General features: G+C 39.8%; 13 protein-coding genes and 1 pseudogene. 1 reads left to right on the forward strand and 13 read right to left on the reverse strand.

The window, feature by feature from the left end; translation table 11 throughout:
* The first annotated feature begins 1 nt into the window (after position 1).
* Entirely contained in the window at positions 2–1,171 is a 1,170-nt protein-coding gene (locus P20652_RS11445) for a putative zinc-binding metallopeptidase (RefSeq protein WP_008167804.1), read from the forward strand.
* Positions 1,172–1,316: 145 nt separating this feature from the next.
* Here P20652_RS11445 and P20652_RS20830 read toward each other — a convergent pair whose 3' ends face one another.
* The 13 genes and pseudogenes from P20652_RS20830 to P20652_RS11390 form a co-directional block, all read right to left on the reverse strand.
* Positions 1,317–2,168: a hypothetical protein gene (locus P20652_RS20830; RefSeq protein ID WP_008167806.1), complete on the reverse strand. Its 852-nt coding sequence runs from the start codon at positions 2,166–2,168 to the stop codon at positions 1,317–1,319.
* A 79-nt stretch (positions 2,169–2,247) separates the two neighbouring features.
* On the reverse strand, positions 2,248–2,637 hold the full coding sequence (locus tag P20652_RS20835) for a hypothetical protein (protein WP_008167808.1): 390 nt from the start codon (positions 2,635–2,637) through the stop codon (positions 2,248–2,250).
* Positions 2,638–2,788: 151 nt separating this feature from the next.
* Positions 2,789–3,247 (reverse strand): molybdopterin synthase catalytic subunit MoaE, encoded by a 459-nt coding sequence (moaE, locus tag P20652_RS11440; protein ID WP_008167810.1) that lies wholly within the window; start codon positions 3,245–3,247, stop codon positions 2,789–2,791.
* Entirely contained in the window at positions 3,247–3,546 is a 300-nt protein-coding gene (locus tag P20652_RS11435; protein WP_008167813.1) for a MoaD/ThiS family protein, read from the reverse strand. Before P20652_RS11435 ends, moaE begins: the two co-directional genes overlap by 1 nt.
* Positions 3,524–3,994 carry a cyclic pyranopterin monophosphate synthase MoaC gene (gene moaC, locus P20652_RS11430; protein ID WP_008167814.1) on the reverse strand — a complete coding sequence of 157 codons (471 nt, stop codon included), beginning with the start codon at positions 3,992–3,994 and terminating at the stop codon, positions 3,524–3,526. The genes P20652_RS11435 and moaC overlap by 23 nt, the downstream gene beginning before the upstream one ends.
* A gap of 1 nt (position 3,995) precedes the next feature.
* A complete protein-coding gene (gene moaB, locus P20652_RS11425) occupies positions 3,996–4,535 on the reverse strand; it encodes a molybdenum cofactor biosynthesis protein B (protein ID WP_008167816.1) in 540 nt (179 codons plus the stop codon).
* A pseudogene (locus P20652_RS11420) lies at positions 4,532–5,244 on the reverse strand (molybdenum cofactor guanylyltransferase). The gene moaB and the pseudogene P20652_RS11420 overlap by 4 nt, the downstream one beginning before the upstream one ends.
* A 1-nt stretch (position 5,245) precedes the next feature.
* Positions 5,246–6,217 (reverse strand): GTP 3',8-cyclase MoaA, encoded by a 972-nt coding sequence (gene moaA, locus P20652_RS11415; protein WP_008167820.1) that lies wholly within the window; start codon positions 6,215–6,217, stop codon positions 5,246–5,248.
* A 16-nt stretch (positions 6,218–6,233) separates the two neighbouring features.
* Positions 6,234–8,930, reverse strand: a complete 2,697-nt coding sequence (locus P20652_RS11410; protein WP_008167821.1) for a nitrate reductase — start codon at positions 8,928–8,930, stop codon at positions 6,234–6,236.
* Between the two features lie 26 nt (positions 8,931–8,956).
* Positions 8,957–10,480, reverse strand: a complete 1,524-nt coding sequence (locus tag P20652_RS11405) for an FAD-dependent oxidoreductase (protein ID WP_008167823.1) — start codon at positions 10,478–10,480, stop codon at positions 8,957–8,959.
* A 227-nt stretch (positions 10,481–10,707) separates the two neighbouring features.
* Positions 10,708–11,901: an alginate export family protein gene (locus P20652_RS11400; RefSeq protein WP_008167825.1), complete on the reverse strand. Its 1,194-nt coding sequence runs from the start codon at positions 11,899–11,901 to the stop codon at positions 10,708–10,710.
* Positions 11,902–11,910: 9 nt separating this feature from the next.
* Positions 11,911–13,653 (reverse strand): bifunctional protein-serine/threonine kinase/phosphatase, encoded by a 1,743-nt coding sequence (locus P20652_RS11395; protein ID WP_008167827.1) that lies wholly within the window; start codon positions 13,651–13,653, stop codon positions 11,911–11,913.
* Between the two features lie 13 nt (positions 13,654–13,666).
* Entirely contained in the window at positions 13,667–15,136 is a 1,470-nt protein-coding gene (locus P20652_RS11390) for a NarK family nitrate/nitrite MFS transporter (RefSeq protein WP_033017334.1), read from the reverse strand.
* Positions 15,137–15,238: the final 102 nt, after the last annotated feature.

Genomic DNA, 15,238 nt, shown 5'->3' on the forward strand with positions numbered 1-15,238 from the left:
TATGAAAACATTTAAATGTAATTGCACAGATCAGCTTATTTTATTTTTTGAAAGTAGCCATTGTTTGGCTTGTGGCAAAACCGTGGGTATAGATGACGACTTTGACCACGTTGAACCGTATGAAATCGATGAACAATCAGGGCTGTTTTACAAGTCAGAAAAACCAGACGTTTTTTATAAAAAATGTGACAATAATGCTCAGTACCATGTGTGTAATGGCATGGTTAATTTAGATACATTTGTACCTGTAGAAGATAAAAACGAGGTGCTGTGTTTTTCATGTCGCTTTAATGAAACCGTACCCGATTTGAGTGTTGATGGGCATATTCCATTGTGGAAAAAAATGGAAACAGCAAAACGTCGTGCGTTATATACATTAAAGTCATTATCATTGCCTTTAAACACAACAATTCAAGAACCAGAGAGCGGATTAAGTTTTGATTTTATAGCAGATCGAAATGTAAGCGATCATTTTGTAAGCCCTATAATAGGTCAAGACGTTGTATTTACAGGACACGATTGCGGGCATATCACTATCAACCTCGCAGAAGCTGATGACGTAGCACGTTCTCAAGCTAAAATAGCAATGGGTGAGCGCTACCGAACTCTGCTTGGTCATTTTCGTCATGAACTTGGACATTATTACTTTGATATACTCATAGCAAATTCACCAAAAAAGCATGCCTTATGTAAACAATATTTTGGTGATGACGAATTAGATTATCAGCAAGCGCTCGATACTCACTATAAACAAGGTGCCCCCGCTAACTGGCATGATACCTTTATTAGCGAATACGCAACAATGCACCCCTATGAAGATTGGGCCGAAACATGGGCGCATTACATGCATATTATCGACACACTAGAAACAGCTAAAAACTTCTCAATTACGGGCTCAACAACGGGTAACGAATTTGAGCTAGATGATGCAGACGAACTGCGTTTACCCCAAAATTCTTATTATTTTTATGCGCAAACGCCAATAGACACTATTTTAGATACTTGGATGGAATTTTCGATCATTCTAAATTCGCTAAACCGCAGCATGGGACTTGCCGATGCCTACCCGTTCGTTCTAACTCAAGCGGTGCGAACTAAGTTATCTTTCATCCATCATGCTATTCATAACAGGCTAAATTTAATGCCTGATTTGAGCATTGGAAAAGTGTAATAAAGTAAGCTCAGTCCAAAAAACATTTTAATAAAGAGCTATTTATTCTTGCTATGACTTTTCATGCATAGGTAAGTGGCTTTTTTATGATGAGAAAAAAGCCGTAAAAATAGTATATCCCCCCTACTTTCTCGCTAAAGCTTTATTAGCTTGTCACAGCGAGGTTATTCTTAAGTCGACTTATAATTTTTTCTTGATAAATACTAACTGTAGAAAACTTTTGTATTGATACAAATAAGTCAGTTAGTTTTTCGTTTGATATATCAGAGATATTAATCCCTTTATATAAAATAGGCGCATTATTTTGTCTGGTTAAATTATCGGACAGTAAGATGTTCAATTTTACTGTACGTGCTAACTCTTCTTGATACAGAAAAAACTCTCTTAAATGTGTACTGACTATATCGTCTGGTTTTGATCTGTCTATCATCAAAATTTCGTCAATTAGTCGATTTAACCTGCTGCGAGACTCTATTGCTTCGTCGAGAATATCTAACCAATTAAGTTCGCTATTTGATAGTAAAGCTAAAAAATATACCGTACGTGCTTTGTTGTAATTAATAAAACCAGGCCACATAACATCTTCGCTAGATACTTTAAGTGCTTTATCAAACTGCTCAGCGGCAGATTTAAGATACATACTTACTTCTTCAAGTATTGATGGCTCTATAGTATTAATATTTTTTTGAGCCAGCTCTAAACCATCAATCGACAAAATATCTACAGAGTTCATATTTAGCGACTCTCGTAATAAATGCATGCCTTTTTTGTTGTAATACAAACCTAGGTAATTATGGTAAATGGTTTTTGTCACTGGATTACGAAGAATTGGACCTCTGACATGAAGTAAGTCTGCATGAATATTAAAATTATCATCAGCCACAAAACTTTGATAAGACACAACAGCTTTAAATAGCTTTATTGTTTCCGTTATTTGAATTGAATTACCTTTACTCACCGAGTGCAATATTTCACAGCGCCTATCAACTTCTGACAAAATTGTATCCATACGCTTTTTATAAAGTACTTTGTTAGTTTCTGATGCATTAAAAACAGCTGGAAATAAAACAATTAGGTCAATTATATATTGCAGGGTATCGGCAAAAAGAACGGCGGTTTCTTGACTCTTTTTTTAGTTTATGCTCAATAGAGTCAAAAATTTCTTTCTCTAGTGTATTTTCATCTTGGGATTTAAACTGATTAATTAACTCTGGAAGTGAGGTTACGTAATTTTCATTATCTAAAATGTTACCTTCCATTTTGCTAATATTATTTACACTATCAATTGATGTATATGTTCTAACAGTAATAAATAAAGCTAATACGGCTATACAAAAGCTTACTGTTGATATGGTAAAGCTTAGTAAGTCTTTACCTTCTTTTAAATCATATACCCATACAGCAAGAAAAGCTGAAAGTAGAACAAGTAATAATATTGTAAAATATAACATTTTTGATGTGCGCATATGTCTTCCAGACTTGGGTCGAGCTAACAATCTAATATTGCTGATTTATAACACGAAAAACGCAGACTTCACACGCAAACTAAGAGTTACATAAGTTATTTATTATCGAGCTGTAAAGCCTTTACTGAACGTAAATAATTAAATATTTGTATCACTTTTCCCATTTACCCAGCGCTTGTTTGTCACTTTGTTTAAACTCAACCCAGTTTGATGAGTCTTTAAAGTGCTCTTTTTTCCAAAACGTGGCGTGGTTTTTTAAATAATCCATTATAAATTGTGCGCCTTCAAATGCGGCTTGGCGATGGCGCGACGTTACGCCAACAAATACAATTTGCTCGCCAAGCGCTAAATAACCAACGCGGTGAATAATGCATATTCGCGCCAGTTGCCAGCGAGTTTGTGCTTGCTCTGCAATAGATTGAAGGAGTTGCTCGGTCATACCAGGGTAGTGTTCAAGCTCAAGTGCAATAACGTTATCGCCACTGCTGAACTCTCTTACCAAACCTGTGAAGGTGACAACAGCGCCATCGCTTTTGTTATTACTACAAAGCGTATTGTGCTCGTCACCTACATTAAAATCATCGGTTTGTACTTGAATATGTATACTCATTAGCCACCTGTAACCGGCGGGAAAAAGGCAAGCTCATCCCCTGCTTTTACTATTTCATCGCTTGATGACATAGTTTGGTTAAGCGCTGCAAGTAGCTCACGCTCCTCCAGCCACGGTTGCCAATGTGGATATTGGCTGACTAACTTTAACTTAAGTTCTGAAATACTAAGCGGCTGCGTAATTTCAAGGCTTAACTTACTGCACTTTAACCGCTCTTTCAGTTGCCCAAAAAACAGTAGCTCTACTTTTCCGGTGCTAGATAAAACATCGTTTGGATTAATCGCGCTGCCAACTACCATTTTTGCCCCCTGCTTTTTGAGTAACACGCATGCCGCTAATTTCCATTAGTGGGTCGGCTGCTTTGCACATATCAAACAAAGTAAGGCTAGCCACAGATACCGCCATTAGCGCTTCCATTTCTACGCCAGTTTTACCGGCAAGTTTGCAATAGCTGGTTATTTTAATTTGGCTGTTTGCTTCATCAAGCTCAAAATCAACAGCAACTTTACTCAGTGCAAGCGGATGGCAAAGCGGGATTAAATCAGCGCACTTTTTAGCGCCTTGAATACCTGCTATACGGGCAACACCTAACACATCGCCCTTTTTGTTTTGATTTAGTATTACTTGTTCAAAGGCAAGCTTACTCATGCTAATAAATGCTTCAGCTGAGGCATCGCGCAAGGTTACGTCTTTGAGCGATACATCAACCATATTAGCTTGGCCGTTTTCGTCAACGTGGCTTAACATATTATTGCTCACGCGATTCACACTTTTTACCAATGGTAATGTGCGGTACAAAGTTACACGGTTTGTGCATTGAGTCTAACTGATCTTTTATAATGCCTGTCCATGCTGTTTTACATGCGCCAGTAGAGCCCGGCATACAAAAAATAACCGTGTTGTTAGCAAGCCCTGCCAATGCTCGAGATTGAATCGTTGAGTTACCTATTTCACCGTACGAAATATGTCTAAATAGCTCACCAAAACCGTCTACGCTTTTATCAAACAGCGGTGCAAATGCCTCTGGTGTTGAGTCGCGTTCGGTAAATCCTGTACCACCAGTCACTAAAATAGCGTGAATGGTGTCGTCGGCTATCCACTGCGATGCAATGGCGCGCATTTGGTAAACATCATCTTTTACAATTTCTTTATCGGCTAAGTGATGACCAGCCTCAGTGAGTGCTTTAATTAAATAATGACCAGAAGTATCGGTAATCGCATCGCGGGTATCACTTACTGTAAGTACGGCAATATTTAAGGCTACTTGTGACTCTGTTGTGTGGCTCATAATGTTCTTCTTAATTGGTTAATGCTTTTTTGGTCAAAATGCTCATTTACAGCTTTAAATTGCGCCGGTGTATTGGTGTTTATAAGTGCGTGCGCTTTATTACATAAAAGCGTTTGCACACCAATACTTTGGGTAAACTGTTTTATTGATTTATGACTGTTTGCGTTTGTGAGTATTTGCTTTAAGTGATTTTTAACACTGTGTGTATTACGAATATACAGCGGTAGCGGTTCATTTTCAAAGTGCCAAGCATGTATTTGTGACTGATTTAATTGATTGCTCGCAATTTGTACGTTATTTGACTGAGAAGCCAGCACAATTGTACTTAGCAAACTGCTAGTAAGTAGAGGCATATCCACCGCAGTAATAAGTAAATCGTGCTCGGTGGCTATTAATGTGGAGTAAATCCCGCTAAGAGGGCCATTATTTGGGTATATATCTTTAACGTACTTTTCTAACGGATAATGGCGCGGTGAATAATGGCTCGATGATTTAACTGGATTTGTAACATTGCGACTTATTAGTATGTTTTTAGCGCCTGCGTCTTTTAATAAATCACATGCGTTTTGCAATAGCGTTTTATTTTTAAAACTAAATCGGCTTTGTCTGTGCCCATTCTTGATGACTTACCACCAGCAAGCACAACGCCTGTAAAATCTCGCTTAACTTTTATATTAGCTTTTATATGAGTATTCACATCAACTCCCATATTAACCACCTAACATAGCTAAGTGAGTTGTCGCACCTGTTAAGCGTTTATCTAGCTCATGGCTTATTTCTTTATTGCCCATAGCAGCTCGAATTGCCTTTACGGTCGCTGCAGTATCGTCCTCGTTGAGTAGCTCGCGTAAATCTATACCTTGCTCGGCAAATAAGCATAAGTGCAATTTACCCAGCGCCGATACCCTCAAGCGATTACAGCTTTTACAAAAATCTTTGCTGTACGGCATTATTAAACCAATACGACCATCGTAATCAGGATGAAAAAACTCCTCAGCGGGTCCATTTAATTTCCCCCTAACGACCTGTAACCAGCCTTGAGCTAAAAGCTGGGCTTTAATCGTTTGCCCACTTAAGTGGTTTTGTTCAAAAAAGGTGGCGCCATTACCTGTTTCCATTAATTCTATGAAGCGCACCGTAACTTTGTGGTGTTTTACCCACGCTAAAAAATCCTTCAATTGGTTTTTATTAAACTGCTTGGCAAGCACTGCATTTATTTTTATATCTTTTATGCCCAGATCTACCGCGCGTTCAATCCCTTTTAAAATAAGGTTAAGTTTGTCGTGCCCTGTTATTAGCTTAAACATACTCGGATTTAAACTATCAATACTGACATTGAGCGCATCAAGCCCTGCTTCTGTAAATTCATCAATTTTATTTAATAAATTAAATCCGTTGGTAGTAATGGCTACTTTTTCTATGCCTGGGGTGTTTTTACAGAGTTTTATTATATCGGTGACGTCGTTTCGTAAGCATGGTTCGCCACCTGTAATACGCACTTTTTTAGTACCTAGTTCTGCAAACGCATTTACAAGCGTGCTAATTTCGTTTTTATTTAAAAAATTACGCGGCGTATCGCACTGATAGCCGTTTGGTAAACAATAACTACAACTAAAATTACATACATCGGTTATTGAGAGGCGCAAATAGTTAAACTGCCGACCAAATTGATCATTAAGCATATGCTTCCTTGTTTGTTTACATTTCAACCGCAACATTAATACTGTTCGCTTTTTGCGTAGCATGTTGCTTAATTAATTGGCTTAATTGCGTTTTACACGAACCACAGTTGGTTCCACATTTAAGTTCAGACCCCAATTGCTCAACTGTGTTTGCACCGCTTTTGATGGCGTTTATAATTGGCTGCTCTCTTACTTTAAAGCAGCTACACACTTGCATGCCTTGGGTAAATTCTTCATCAGGGGTTGCATAAAGCAGTGACTGTAACTGTGTAAAACTCAGTAATGGCTCTGCAAATAAATGGTTTATCCACTCAAGTGATATTTCTTTTTGCTCGTTAGAAATAACAGCAACAAACGCTAACTGATCGTTTTGAATACACTGCACATGCATGGCTTTTGCAGTACTCATAGCCGACCACTGCCCTTGTAAACCAGTTAAGGTTTGGCAGTAATACAGTAAATCACTTTGTGGCTTATTAAGCGCCAATTGGTAATTAAAGCAATTACTTGCATTAACTTTGAGCCAAAAATCACTGTTTATAACAAGTTCGTTTTTAGCAAACAGCTGCATATATTGCACAAAGGGTGCTTTAACTATATTAACAGCGCCGTGTTTGCACTCAGCCTGACCAGATAGAGGGTCAACTACCGATTGATACAACCTACTTACTGTTGCTGATGACGCAAATTGCTTGTTCCAATGAATCGGCATAAAGCATTCACCTTTTCGCACCGAATCGGTTACTTTTGCATGCGCGGTAACCTGCCCTGTTTGGGCAATCGCACTTATTAAATCGTTTTGTTTAATTTCCAATTTACTTGCATCAAGCGGATTAATTTCAATGTACGGCCGTGTAATATGCGATGAAAGCGCAGTGCTTTTACCGGTGCGGCTCATGGTATGCCATTGGTCGCGTATACGTCCTGAGTTCATTACAAACGGATAATCGCTTGATGTTTTTTGCACCGGTAATTGCGGTGTTATGGGTATAAAGCGCGCTTTTTTATCCGCAGTGCTAAATTGGTTATTTGTAAAAACCTGACCATTTTTATAAGGCTGGTTTTTAACAACCGGCCACATAATGGGTTTTAAGTTATCGTACTGGCTTTTTGTGAGCCCAACTAAACCAGAGAGGTTTAATAATCGACTGTCATTATTTTCAAAGTCGGTTAATTGTGCCCATTCTTCAAAAATGCCACTGGGATCTGTAAAATCAAACCCTTCAAAGCCCATTTTTTTAGCAACTTCGCACATAATTTGCCAATCGTTTTTAGCTCCTGAATAAGGCGCTACTAAAGGGCGCTGCCTTGATATTCTGCGCTCTGAGTTAGTTACTGTGCCGTTTTTTTCACCCCATCCGGTTGATGGAAAAGCAACATCGGCAAATTTTAACGTATCACTTTTTGCAATACAGTCAGATACAACCACCAGCTCGCAGGTCTCTAATGCCTTTTTAATAGCGGCGTTATTAGGCAAACTTACCATTGGGTTTGTTGCCATTACCCACACGGCCTTTATTTTGCCTGCGGCTATTTCATCAAACATATCAATAGCATTGCTGCCTGCTTTTTTAGCAATAGTTGGCGAGAGCCAAAAGCGCTGTACAAGTGATTGGTGCGCTTCGTTTTCAATATCTAAATGCGCCGCTAACTGATTAGCCAAGCCACCGACTTCGCGCCCGCCCATCGCATTGGGTTGCCCAGTAATCGAAAACGGACCACTGCCTGGCTTAAGTAATTTACCTGAGGCTAAATGCGCATTAATAATGGCGTTGCATTTATCTACACCCGAGCTTGACTGATTTATACCCATTGAATAAAAGCTAATCGCACTTGGGCTGTTAGCAAATAGCGCGTAAAACTCAGTAACTTGCTCAATTGCTATATCGCAAAAGTCGCTAACTGCCTCACAGCTCCACTTTTGTGCCTCTTGCAGTGCACTTTCAAAGCCGTTTGTGTGCTGAGCAATAAATTGCGTATCGAGGTGGTTATGCTCATTTAAATAATTAAGTAAGCCGTTATAAAGTGCGGCGTCACTGCCTGGTTTTATATTTAAAAATGTGTCGGCAAGCTCAGCGGTGTCGGTTTTTCGAGGGTCAATAACCACCACTTTCATATTTGGGTTAAGCTGCTTTGCACGCTCCATTCGCTGATACAAAACCGGATGAGTCCATGCTGCATTAGAGCCAATTAAAATAAGCAGCTCAGTTTGCTCTAAATCCTCGTAGGTACACGGCACTACGTCTTCACCAAAAGCACGTTTATAACCTACCACAGCCGATGACATACACAGGCGCGAATTTGTATCAATATTGCCAGAGCCTATGTAGCCTTTCATTAACTTATTCGCGATGTAGTAATCTTCAGTGAGTAACTGCCCCGACACATAAAAAGCCACCGCATCGGGTCCGTACTTTTGTATTATGTCGTTAAATTTATTGGCAACATGGTCGGTGGCTTCATCCCACGTAACAGCTTGATTATTAATAAGGGGCGACGTTAAGCGATTATCACTGCCTGTCGTGTCGAGTAAATGGGTGCCTTTTACACATAAACGACCAAAGTTTGCGGGGTGCTCTCGCATGCCTTCAAGTTTGGTTGGCACATTATTAAAAAGTGAAATATCAACACCACACCCTACACCACAGTAAGCACATGTTGTTTGTTTTAAACTGGTTTTATTTAAAGTTGGTGACGTGTTTGTGGTTGTCATACTGCTCTCTTTTAGTGTGCTTTAATTTATGCGGGCTGTTTTACAGGCTCATTAAGAGTAACTACGCTAATAGTGTTACTTGCTTTAGCGAGCGCGCTGTTTATTACGTTTTGAACGAGCTTTTCACACCCTCCACAACCTGTACTGGCTTTGGTGCTTTGTTGCACACTTGCCAAATCTATGCAGCCTTTGGCGACTGATTGTTCAATGGTGTGTTTAGTTACTTTATGACAAGCGCAAATAATGGCGTCATCAGGCAAGTCGTCGGCGCTTAGCTCTGCTATGTCGCCAGCAAGGGGCATAATGAGCGCTTCAGGGGCAGTGGTAAGTTCAATGTCGTTTAAGTGATATTGCAGCAAATTGTCGTAATCGCTGGTATCGCCAACAAGTACCGCGCCAATCAGTTTATTACTTTGTGAATTAGTGACTACTTTTTTATAAATGCCATTGGCTTGGTCTTCAAAATAATAGCTTATTGCGCCTTCGCTTCTTGCATGCGCATCGCCAATAGAGCCCACTTCAACACCCATTAATTTAAGCTTGGTGCTCATATCGGCACCGCTAAATTCATCGGCTTTATTGTCTAAGCCGGTACTTTGCAAAATACCTTGCTGCGTATCTTGTAAAATATGCCCAACTGCTATTTTAGCCATGGCGTAACCAGGTGCCACTAAGCCAAAAATAAAATTATTCCACAGTGCACATTCGCCAATCGCGTATATGTTTTCATCGCTCGTTTGGCAGTGGTTATTAATTACAATACCGCCGCGCTCGCCTAACTCTAAATTAAACTCGCGGGCTAAATTATCATAAGGGCGAATCCCCGCCGAAAATACAATCATGTCGGTTTCAAGGGTTTTACCACCTTTAAAACACATTTTGTAACGGCAGTTCTCACCCTCTACTATTTCCTCGGTTGCTACCGATATATGTACAGTAACGCCTAAATCCGTAATTTTATTTTTTAGTAGCCGACCACCACCCGCATCAACTTGTACGCCCATAAGTTGCGGTGCAAATTCTATTACGTGAGTATGTAAACCCAGTTGCTTTAATGCGTTTGCAGCTTCAAGCCCCAGTAAACCGCCACCAATTACCACGCCTACTTTGCTGCCGTGGGCTGAGTTTTTTATTGCGTGTAAATCGTTAATGGTGCGATAAACAAGGCAATGCTCGCGATCTTTACCCGGTATAGGAGGTACAAATGGGAATGAACCTGTAGCAAGCACAAGCTTGTCGTATTCAAACAACTCCCCTTTCGCGGTCGTTACAGTTTGCGTATCACGATTTATATCAATCACTTTAGAATGAGTATGAAAGCGTACTTGCCAATCGTCATAAGTTTTATTGCATGTAAGTGCGAGGTCGTCTGCGGTTTTACCTTTAAAAAAAGAGGATAGTTGTACGCGGTCATACGCTAAACGGTCTTCACCGCTCAATACCGTAATTTCAAATTGCTCATTAGCTTGATTTTGAGAAACTAGCTGCTGCACAAAATGATGTCCCACCATTCCGTTTCCTACCACTACAACACGCTGCTTGCTTAGCATTTACCCACCTTAAAGTGATACCTATTTTAGTAATTGACTAAAATTGAAATCGAATAATTTGTTATAGGGTTGTTATAGCAATATGTAAGCCAAATATATAAACATTTAAAATCAGCAAGTTGCCTACATTGGTGCGTAGGTAAAAAGCATAAAGCCCCACAAGATGGTGCAATTGCACCATCGTGTGTCGCTATAAATTACAAGTGAATATTAGAAGATAGAGAGGGTTAAAATTTAGCGCTCATCCATACCCATAATTTTTGAGTATCGACTTTATTAGCAGCAGTATCGCCCGCCGAGTAATCAGCATATTTAACACCCACTGCGTATTGTTTATTAATAGGTTTAACGTATTGTACGTTTAGTTCAGTACCTAAATCGTCAACCCCATTTGATTGCTCATTAGCATCAAAACTGTGATAAGCCACCAGCCATTTTCCGTCAAACGCTTTACCGTTTAAGCTTATGTAGGTGTCGTCCAAGCCTTGTGTGGGTGTATTTAAAAACGTATCTGCCCAACCATTAAATTTATGCAACGTAGCAAGCGGTGTTGCAAATCCGTAATCGCCATTGTCAGAGCCAAGTGACTCTATGCCAACTTTTAAAGTTACTGTATTAGTACCCAACCCTTTTAAATCTACTGCACCTTCAAGTGCATAGTAATCGGCATCAAAATCACTCAGGCTTGTTGAGGCAGACTGCGTTGCATACTCCGCTTTGTAATAAAATTTTATGTCGTTTAGAGTTTTATTACCGTTAAAAGAGACGCCATAAGTGTCTAAGCTGTCGTCTTTTATAGCATCGTTACTTAATAAGTAGCTGTATAAAACCACTTTACCGTAGTCTGTTTTAAAGCTTGCATTGATTAGATGATCGGACGACTTAATATCTTTATCATCAGCAAATATGCGGTTACGCTTGTTTAAATAACTGTATTGCAAATCTATGTTATTAAATGCGTAATTAATGGTTGCTGCATCAAAGGTTTGTCTGTCTTGGCGCCAACCTACATGCCCAACAAAACGCTGTCCATCAAGCGCAATTACTTGGCGCCCTACTTTTAGCGATAAACCATCGCGGGCATATTTAACAAATCCTTGGTCAATCTCAGTGTTTTCTGGGTCTGCAATAACAGAGTAATTAGTATTTTTCCCCACCGTATTGTTGTAATCATCTACGCCTAATAGGCTGCGAGTATCTTCTACCTCAATAAGGGCTGAAAAACCATTAACCTCATCTGTTTGATGCGTTAAGCGGGTTCTAAGCGTTAAGCCGCTTGCATCTTTTAAGGCATTTTCTTGATCAACGCTTTCAAAACGCAGTCTAAAATCAAGATCAGTTTGCGCGGCAAAGCTTATTGAAGGCGCAGTGAAGCAACCCAGTATAAAAATAATAGGTAAGTTGTTCTTATAGTTAAGCATTTTGGTTCTCTAAGTTTTAATTATTAATACACATACCAAAGCAATAAATAAACACAGCGAAATACATTTCCATACCATAACTGGATCGCGTTTCATTATTGAACTTTTATTAGCGGTACTTTCTAAATAAGGATTAGGTTTATTGATATCGTTTATAAACTCAGAAAAAGCTTGGTATCTGAGTTCAGGTTTAGGGGCAAGCGCCTTCATAAGGGCTTGATCTAACCAAAACGGAATATCGGCTCTGTACTTACGAATACTTGTGTAGTGCCAATGGCTGTAATCTTTTGGCGCTACGTGGTTAAGTGGCAGTGGCTTATAAGGTAGTTTTGAGCACAATAACTCATAAGCAATAACGCCCAGTGAAAACAAATCACTTTTAAAATCAGCGTGCATAGTAATGAGCGTCTCAGGTGCAGTGTAGTCGGCAGTGCCTTGTGGGCAATCGTCCGCAATTTGCTTAACCGACTCATCCATAGACGCAACGCTTACCGTGCCGTAATCTATTAGCGTTACTTTTCCGTGCGCATCTATCATTACGTTATCGAGTTTTAAATCGCGATGTACCATATCCAAGCGCTGAAACGCCCTTAGTGCGTGTACTATTTGTTCAATAATACTGCGTACTTGGGTTATTTCTGGGTGCGGCACGTCGTGCTTCCAATCACTCAGTGTTTGCCCATCCATATACTCACAAATATGATATAAAAAACGGCTTTGCGATTGCGTACTCAGTACTTTCATCACATTAAGGTGGTTTATGCGTTGCCCCACCCAACCTTCTCTTATAAAGCCTTGAAGGTAGTGCACATCGTCCTCAAAATTAACCGAAGGTGCTTTTAAAACCACGGGTGGTATATCGGGCGCTTGTTGCACTAAATAAATATGCGAGCGACTACTGGCATGCAATTTACGAATAACCGTGTAGTCATCAATTTTTTGCCCAACATTAAGCGCGGGTGGAATTTTGCGTCGTGTTAGCGAATGATAAAGCTCATCTAACTTTTGCTCAGCAATATTTTCTACTTTTACCAGTAAACAACTTACGTTGTCGTCACTGCCTCGTGCTAATGCAAGCTCGGTAATTGCTTTAGCTGCATTTTCTAAATTAGTGTGCTCGTTAATTAATTTAGCTATATCACTACTTGGGAGCACATCGTGTACGCCATCGCAGGTTAATATGTAAATATCGTCTGCTTTTAGGTCAACTTCGTATACATCTATTTCTTGATGAAGTTGTGCCCCTAATGCACGCGTTAGCGTATCGTTTACTTTGTGATCCCGTGTTATCGCCTCTATTTTGCTGCCTCGCAGGCGGGTAATACGCGTATCACCTAAGTGAAATATATACCCCGTTGCCGACTTTAAAATAAGTGCTGTAAACGTGGTCATCCAATCAGCTTGGCGCTGACCAAGGTGATTGTAATTAACCGATTGCGAATACAACCACTGGTTTAAACTCGCAAGCACCTTCGACACTGACTTTTTAACTGCCCAACTTTCGGGGGTATTTAAATACTCATTAATAAAATGAGTAACCGAAATCTGAGACGCTTGTTTAGCATTTTTTGCTGATGAACACCCATCGGCTAAGCAGGCAATAACGCCTTTAGACTCTTTTTCTTGCGCTTTGGTGTTAAGGGCAGCAAACGCATCTTGGTTTTCTGCTTTTAACCCTTTAGCGCTGTGCCCGCCAAATGAAACATTAAGTTCATTATTTACGGCGCTCGCTTTGCGTGTTTCATCAAACATGGTAAATAATGCCTTACGTCACTGAAATAAGTTCAACGGTGCCATCTTCATTTACTTCGGTAATATGCCCATCAGGTTCTCTCATAAAAAACAGTGCGCCTAAACCAAGTATTGCACTGCCCGCAATTATGAAAAAGAAAGTTTGATAATCAACAAGCGATAACGCTGTTAAGTAAACGACCGCACCAACATTACCGTAAGCCCCTGTCATACCTGCAATCTGCCCAGTTAAACGACGTTTAATTAGCGGTACTGCAGCAAATACAGCGCCTTCACCGGCTTGCACAAAAAACGAACACGCCATAGCCGCAACCACTGCAAGCCATAAAGGCCACGATGCATCAACTAAGCCCATTACAAAATAACCAACAGCAAGACCTGTAGTAAGCACAATAAGTGTTATACGACGACCTAATTTATCTGAAATCCAACCGCCACCTGGGCGAGATGCCAAGTTCATAAACGCATAAGCAGAGGCTAAAATACCCGCATACACCATATCAAGCGCAAATACATCCATAAAAAACAGCGGTAACATAGAAACAACCGCAAGCTCAGAACCAAAGGTTGTAAAATATAAAATATTTAAAACAGCCACTTGCTTAAACTCATAACGGTGCGACTCAGGGACAGGCTCTTTAAAAATATGACCATTTACGTCATAGGTTTTATATACTTCGTAAACATAAAGTAGAATTAAAAAAGCATACACGGCAAGTACAAAATTAGCAGAAATTAAGTTAGCACCGGTTGGCGAAAGCTTCCAAGTAAGTAATGCTAATGCACCGTACATTGGAATTTTCATAATAAGCAGTAGTACAAAGTCACCTTTGCTTGTTACTTCCATTGCGCCTACTTTTTTAGGTTTAAAGTATGTACCGCCTTTTGGTGTGTCAGTTACATTGATATACCAAATAACACCAAATATAACGCTTAATACACCGGTTAAACCTACTGCGTAACGCCAACCATCTTCGCCACCAAACATAAGTGCAATAATAGGCAGTAACATAGCCGCAGCTGCTGAACCAAAGTTACCCCAGCCACCATAAATACCTTCGGCTATACCCAACTCATTAGCAGGAAACCATTCACTCACCATACGAATGCCCACAACAAAGCCAGCACCAATAAAGCCTAAAGCAAAACGCGCTATTGCAGCTTGCTCAAATGTAGTTGCCATAGCAAACATAAAACATGGAATACTACAGCTAATAAGTAGTGCTGCATAAACAATACGGGGACCAAATTTATCGGTTAGCATACCCACCACGACACGCGCTGGAATAGTTAACGCTACATTTAAAATTAGTAATGTTTTAACTTGTGCCATGGTGATCCCAAGCGAACCCGCTATAGCACCTAATAATGGAGCATGATTAAACCATACAAAAAATGACACAAAAAACACCATCCAACTCAGATGTAATATTTTCATTTTTCCACTAAACGATATTAGATTAAACCCAGAACTCGGTTGCATGTTTATTTTCCTCGTAAACGCATTATTGTTTTATTAAAAGCCCCACCCTTTTATATGAGTAGTAGCCTGTTTTTTGTTAAATTTTAGTTAACTCAATATAGC

The sequence above is a fragment of the Pseudoalteromonas sp. BSi20652 genome (assembly GCF_000239855.1).
GTDB lineage: Bacteria > Pseudomonadota > Gammaproteobacteria > Enterobacterales > Alteromonadaceae > Pseudoalteromonas.

Coding starts and splice junctions, on each gene's coding strand:
- P20652_RS11400 (WP_008167825.1), bottom strand. CDS start 11,901: ATGCTTAACTATAAGAACAACTTACCTATTATTTTTATACTGGGTTGC.
- moaC (WP_008167814.1), bottom strand. CDS start 3,994: ATGTTAAGCCACGTTGACGAAAACGGCCAAGCTAATATGGTTGATGTA.
- P20652_RS11405 (WP_008167823.1), bottom strand. CDS start 10,480: ATGCTAAGCAAGCAGCGTGTTGTAGTGGTAGGAAACGGAATGGTGGGA.
- P20652_RS11410 (WP_008167821.1), bottom strand. CDS start 8,930: ATGACAACCACAAACACGTCACCAACTTTAAATAAAACCAGTTTAAAA.
- P20652_RS11435 (WP_008167813.1), bottom strand. CDS start 3,546: ATGGTAGTTGGCAGCGCGATTAATCCAAACGATGTTTTATCTAGCACC.
- moaE (WP_008167810.1), bottom strand. CDS start 3,247: ATGAGTATACATATTCAAGTACAAACCGATGATTTTAATGTAGGTGAC.
- moaA (WP_008167820.1), bottom strand. CDS start 6,217: ATGCTTAATGATCAATTTGGTCGGCAGTTTAACTATTTGCGCCTCTCA.
- P20652_RS11390 (WP_033017334.1), bottom strand. CDS start 15,136: ATGCAACCGAGTTCTGGGTTTAATCTAATATCGTTTAGTGGAAAAATG.
- P20652_RS11445 (WP_008167804.1), top strand. CDS start 2: ATGAAAACATTTAAATGTAATTGCACAGATCAGCTTATTTTATTTTTT.
- P20652_RS20835 (WP_008167808.1), bottom strand. CDS start 2,637: ATGCGCACATCAAAAATGTTATATTTTACAATATTATTACTTGTTCTA.
- moaB (WP_008167816.1), bottom strand. CDS start 4,535: ATGAGCCACACAACAGAGTCACAAGTAGCCTTAAATATTGCCGTACTT.
- P20652_RS11395 (WP_008167827.1), bottom strand. CDS start 13,653: ATGTTTGATGAAACACGCAAAGCGAGCGCCGTAAATAATGAACTTAAT.